The organism is Pseudomonas sp. PS01303 (assembly GCF_029959385.1).
Classification (GTDB): Bacteria; Pseudomonadota; Gammaproteobacteria; order Pseudomonadales; family Pseudomonadaceae; genus Aquipseudomonas; species Aquipseudomonas rustica.
In genome coordinates this window covers 1-4,384 of the sequence record NZ_JASCPK010000251.1, presented here as the reverse complement: position 1 = coordinate 4,384, position 4,384 = coordinate 1, and the positions used below count along the sequence as shown (strand labels likewise).

At 60.3% G+C, this 4,384-nt stretch carries 4 protein-coding genes; 1 reads left to right on the top strand and 3 read right to left on the bottom strand.

What is annotated here, in order from left to right; all coding sequences use genetic code 11:
• Positions 1-89: 89 nt before the first annotated feature.
• The 3 genes from QMX93_RS29890 to QMX93_RS29880 are packed head-to-tail and all read right to left on the bottom strand — an operon-like array spanning position 90 to position 3,677.
• Positions 90-674: a cob(I)yrinic acid a,c-diamide adenosyltransferase gene (locus QMX93_RS29890; RefSeq protein WP_282359169.1), complete on the bottom strand. Its 585-nt coding sequence runs from the start codon at positions 672-674 to the stop codon at positions 90-92.
• A gap of 3 nt (positions 675-677) precedes the next feature.
• Entirely contained in the window at positions 678-2,714 is a 2,037-nt protein-coding gene (locus tag QMX93_RS29885; RefSeq protein WP_159812536.1) for a HAMP domain-containing sensor histidine kinase, read from the bottom strand.
• A gap of 45 nt (positions 2,715-2,759) precedes the next feature.
• On the bottom strand, positions 2,760-3,677 hold the full coding sequence (locus QMX93_RS29880) for a putative 2-dehydropantoate 2-reductase (protein ID WP_282359166.1): 918 nt from the start codon (positions 3,675-3,677) through the stop codon (positions 2,760-2,762).
• A gap of 140 nt (positions 3,678-3,817) precedes the next feature.
• On the opposite strand from QMX93_RS29880, the gene QMX93_RS29875 reads away from it, so the two are divergent.
• Positions 3,818-4,303, top strand: a complete 486-nt coding sequence (locus QMX93_RS29875) for a YajQ family cyclic di-GMP-binding protein (RefSeq protein WP_008080210.1) — start codon at positions 3,818-3,820, stop codon at positions 4,301-4,303.
• Positions 4,304-4,384: the final 81 nt, after the last annotated feature.

Genomic DNA, 4,384 nt, shown 5'->3' with positions numbered 1-4,384 from the left:
AGCTCGCTCCCACATTTGACTGCATTCCAACTGGATGAACCGAATCAACTGTGGGAGCGAGCTTGCTCGCGAAGGCGGCCTGTCAGACGCTACTTTTCTGCAGGCTTTGCTGCCGGCTGCCACAAAATCTCCGCAATCCCCTGTCTCCGCGCAATCAACCGCGCCGCCACAAACAACAAATCCGACAACCGATTGATATACGCCAGGCCAACCCCGGCCAAAGGCTCGATCGCATTCAGATGCTGACAGCGCCGCTCGGCACTCCGCGCCAGGCTGCGGCACACATGCGCCTGCGCAATCAACATCGAACCACCCGGCAGAATGAAATTCTCCAGCGGCCCCAACTCCTCATTCCAGACGTCGATCGCCGCTTCCAGCCGCTCGATTTCCGCCGCGTTCAGCGCCTGATATTGCGGCATCGCCAACTCGCCACCCAGATCAAACAGTCGATGCTGACAAGGCGCCAATACCTCGATCAATTCATTCAGCCCCGGAGTGGCCTCGCGCTCGGCAAGTAACCCGGCCAGCAACACGCCAACCTGACTGTTGAGCGTATCGACTTCACCAATCGCTTCGATGCGCGGGTGATCCTTCGGTACGCGGCGGCCGTCGCCCAGGCCGGTTTCGCCTTTGTCGCCGGTGCGCGTGTAAATCTTCGACAAGCGAAAGCCCATGGGTTACCTCGGTAGTTGATTGATTTCAGCCGCGATGGCCGGTGGTGGCGCCAGCGGCAGGCGCAGGGTGAAGCAGGTGCCCTGACCGGGCGCCGACTGCACTTCCATCTGGCCTTTGTGATTGTTGGTGATGATGAAGTACGACACCGACAAGCCAAGCCCGGTGCCCTGACCGATTTCCTTGGTGGTGAAGAACGGCTCGAAGGTGCGTTTGCGCACGCTCTCGCTCATGCCGATGCCGTTGTCCTCGACCTGAATCTCGGCCCACGGCGGATTGAGTTTGGTGCGCAAAATGATCCGCCCCGGTTCGCTGTCGTCCTCGCGCTGATGAATCGCTTGTGCGGCGTTTTTCAGCAGGTTGAGCAGTACTTGTTCCAGTTCGTTGGCAGTGCCAGGCACCGGGCCGAGCGCCGGGTCGAACTGGCGCACAATGGCCTGCCCCTTGAAGTCGAAACCGATCGCCAGATCGAAGTCGTTGCCGGCGATTTCCACCGCTTGATCGATCAGCGCCGGCAGGTCGCACGGTGCCATTTCCCGAGTGCTGCGACGGCTGAAGCTGAGCATGTGCGTGACGATTTTCGCCGCACGGGCACCGGCCTGTTGAATGCCGTCGAGGAGTTTCGGCACTTCGCGGCCTTGCAGGTAACGGTTGACGGTATCGAGTTCGATGCCCAGTTGTTCGGCGGTTTCGATGTTCTTCGGCAGATCTGCTGAAAGGCGTCGACGGATGTTTTGCACGTTGTGCAGGATCGCGCCCAGCGGATTATTGATCTCGTGGGCCATGCCCGCCGCGAGGCCACCGACCGAAAGCATCTTCTCCGACTGCACCATCATTTCTTCCAGCGACAAACGCTGGGTGATGTCATCGATGCGGATCACCACGCCACGTCCGGCGCCGCCCATCAGCGGGTAAAACGTCAGTGCGTAATGCTTCGGCTCGTCGTCCTTGAACCATGTCACTCGCTCGATTTTCGCCACCGTGTGTTGTTCGACGGTTTGCTTGAGCTGCGGCAGAAACGGTTTCAATGGTTCGAAGGCGAGGAAGATCGGCTGGTTCAGCGCTTCGTCCAGACGTGTGCCGGAAAGGGCACTGGCCTCCTGATTCCATTGGGTGACGTAGAGCTGTTCGTCGAGGGCGATCAGTGCCGAGGGCATCGAGTCGATGATGCTGTTGAGGTAATTCTGGAAACCGGTGAGCTTCTTCTCGATTTTGCTGCGTACCTGAACTTCCAGTTCCAGTTTGCGGTTGGTGTGGCGGGTTTCCTCGGCCAGACCTTGAGCCTGATCGTAGGCGGCTTGCGAGTCGTCACGGGCGCGTTTGAGCTGCTGTTCGCGGGCTTCGATGCGCGACAGCATGGTGTTGAACGCTTCGGCGAGGCTGCCGATTTCGTCGTGATTGCCGCGTGAGGCCCGCAGGGCGTAGTTCTCTTCGCGGGTGACCTGACGCGAGAGTTCTTCCAGTTGATGGATCGGCCGGGTGATCAGGCGTTTGATCTGGCGGGCAATCACCAGCCACAACAGCACGCTGAAAATCAGAATCCCAAGGCTCGCGGTCAGGGTGCCGGTGTAGAACGCCATCGGCAGTTCGCTGCTCGCCACCAGCAACAGATGGCCGGGTGCGGTGCCGGGGCGGGGCAGGGTGATCAACTGGTTGCTGCGAAATTCGGTGAGTTGCCAGGCTTCGATGTGCCGGTAGCGTTCCGGCAATTTCAGTTTGTCGCCGCGCTGCACCTGCGCGAGGCGTTCGCCTTTGCCGTCATAGATGGCAGCAGCGCGTAATGGCGAATAGCTGTCGAGTTCCTTGAGCAGACGCTCGGCGCTCTCCGGCGATTGCAGGGACTCGCTGACCAGACTCGGGTTGGCGATCAGTCGGCCGATGGTCTGCAAGGCTTGCGGCGCCATGCTTTCCTGGGAAATGTAGTAGGCGGCGCTGATAAAGGTCAGGTTGGCGACCAGCAACACAGTGGTCAACAGCACCAGCAGGGCGGCCAGCAGTTTCTGGCCGACCGGCAGGTTTTCGAGGCGCTGGCGCAATGGCATCAGGTTTATCGCAGCAAAGGAACAAGTGGCCAGCGTAGCCGCTGCTCAGTCGCTGGGCAATCCAAGGCTGTGCAGATGCGCGACGAGGCGCTGCTGCAACTGGTTGAGGTGCGGCAGATTCAATTGATGACGGGTGGCGACTTTGCAGGCGTGGCCCAATAGATAGCTGATTTCGGTGCGGCGCTGGTTGGCGACGTCCTGATACATCGACGAGTAATTGGCCGCCGTCGCCTGAATCACCCGTTCGACTTCTTGCTGCAGATTCTCAGCGGCAGCGGGTTGGCCGCAGTGCTGCAACAACTCGGCGAGTTCGGCGCACAGAGTGGCGACTTCGCAGTGGTGATCCTGCAAACCACCGTTGCGGCAGTGGTGCAGCACGGTCAGTGGATTGATCGCGCAGTTGAGCGCCAGTTTGCGCCACAGCCGCGTGAGGATATCGGTACTCCACTCGTGGGGAATGTTCGCGGCTTGCAGATCGTCCAGCCAGATCGGCGCAACCGGTTGAGTGACATCGCCCAGCCAGGTGAAGCCGTGACCGGCGAACACCACGCGCCAGTCGCCGTCGCGAAACGCGCCTTCGGTGCTGGACGCGCTGATGCAGCGTGCTTGCGGAACGCGCGTGGCGACGGCGTCCTGACTGCCGAGGCCGTTCTGCAACAGGATCAGTTCGGCATCCGCTGTCAGGCGCGGAGCGAGGCGGGCGATGGCACTTTCGGCGTCGTAGGCTTTGCAGGCGACCAGCAGTCGGCGAATTGGCTCAGGGCTTTCGGCGGTTTCGCCCGGCACCGCATACGTGCTGGCCTGGCCGTGTTCGACGAGCGTTAGCCCGCCGGCCGCTTCATAACTGCGCAGGCGTTCGGCATCGCGCACGATCAATTTCACCGGCAAACCGGCCCGGGCCAGACGCGTGGCCCACAGGGTGCCGAGGCTGCCGGCGCCGAGGACGTGCCAAGTGGTCGACATCAGTTTTTTGCTCGATTGCGTACAGGCATGTGCGGCTCGCCGTGTTCGTAGGAAAAGACCCGTTATAATGAGCCCGATTTTAACCGCAAGCCAAGCGCGCTCCATCCTCATTGAGCGCGCCTTTTTATTGGAGAGATTACATGCCGTCGTTCGACGTGGTATCCGAACTGGACAAACACGAACTCACCAACGCGGTCGAGAACGCCGTGAAGGAACTCGATCGTCGTTATGACCTGAAAGGCAAAGGCAGCTTCGAGTTCAAGGAAAAAGACCTGACCGTGAGCCTGACCGCTGAAGCCGGGTTCCAGCTCGAAGCGATGATCGAAATCCTCAAGCTGGCGCTGGTCAAGCGCAAGATCGATGTGCAGTGCCTCGAGGTCAAGGACGCTTATGCATCGGGCAAGCTGATGAAGCAGGACGCCATCCTCAAGGAAGGCATCGACAAAGAACTGGCGAAGAAAATCGTCGGCCACATCAAAGACGCCAAGCTGAAAGTGCAGGCCGCCATTCAGGGCGAGCAAGTGCGCGTGACCGGCAAGAAGCGTGATGACCTGCAAGAAGCCATCGCTGCACTGCGTGCCAAGGAATTCGGCATGCCGCTGCAGTTCAACAACTTCCGCGACTAAGCCCGGTCAGATGACCTGTGGGAGCGAGCCTGCTCGCGAAAGCGGTGTGCCAGTCAACTCATTGGCTGAATGACCCAGCGC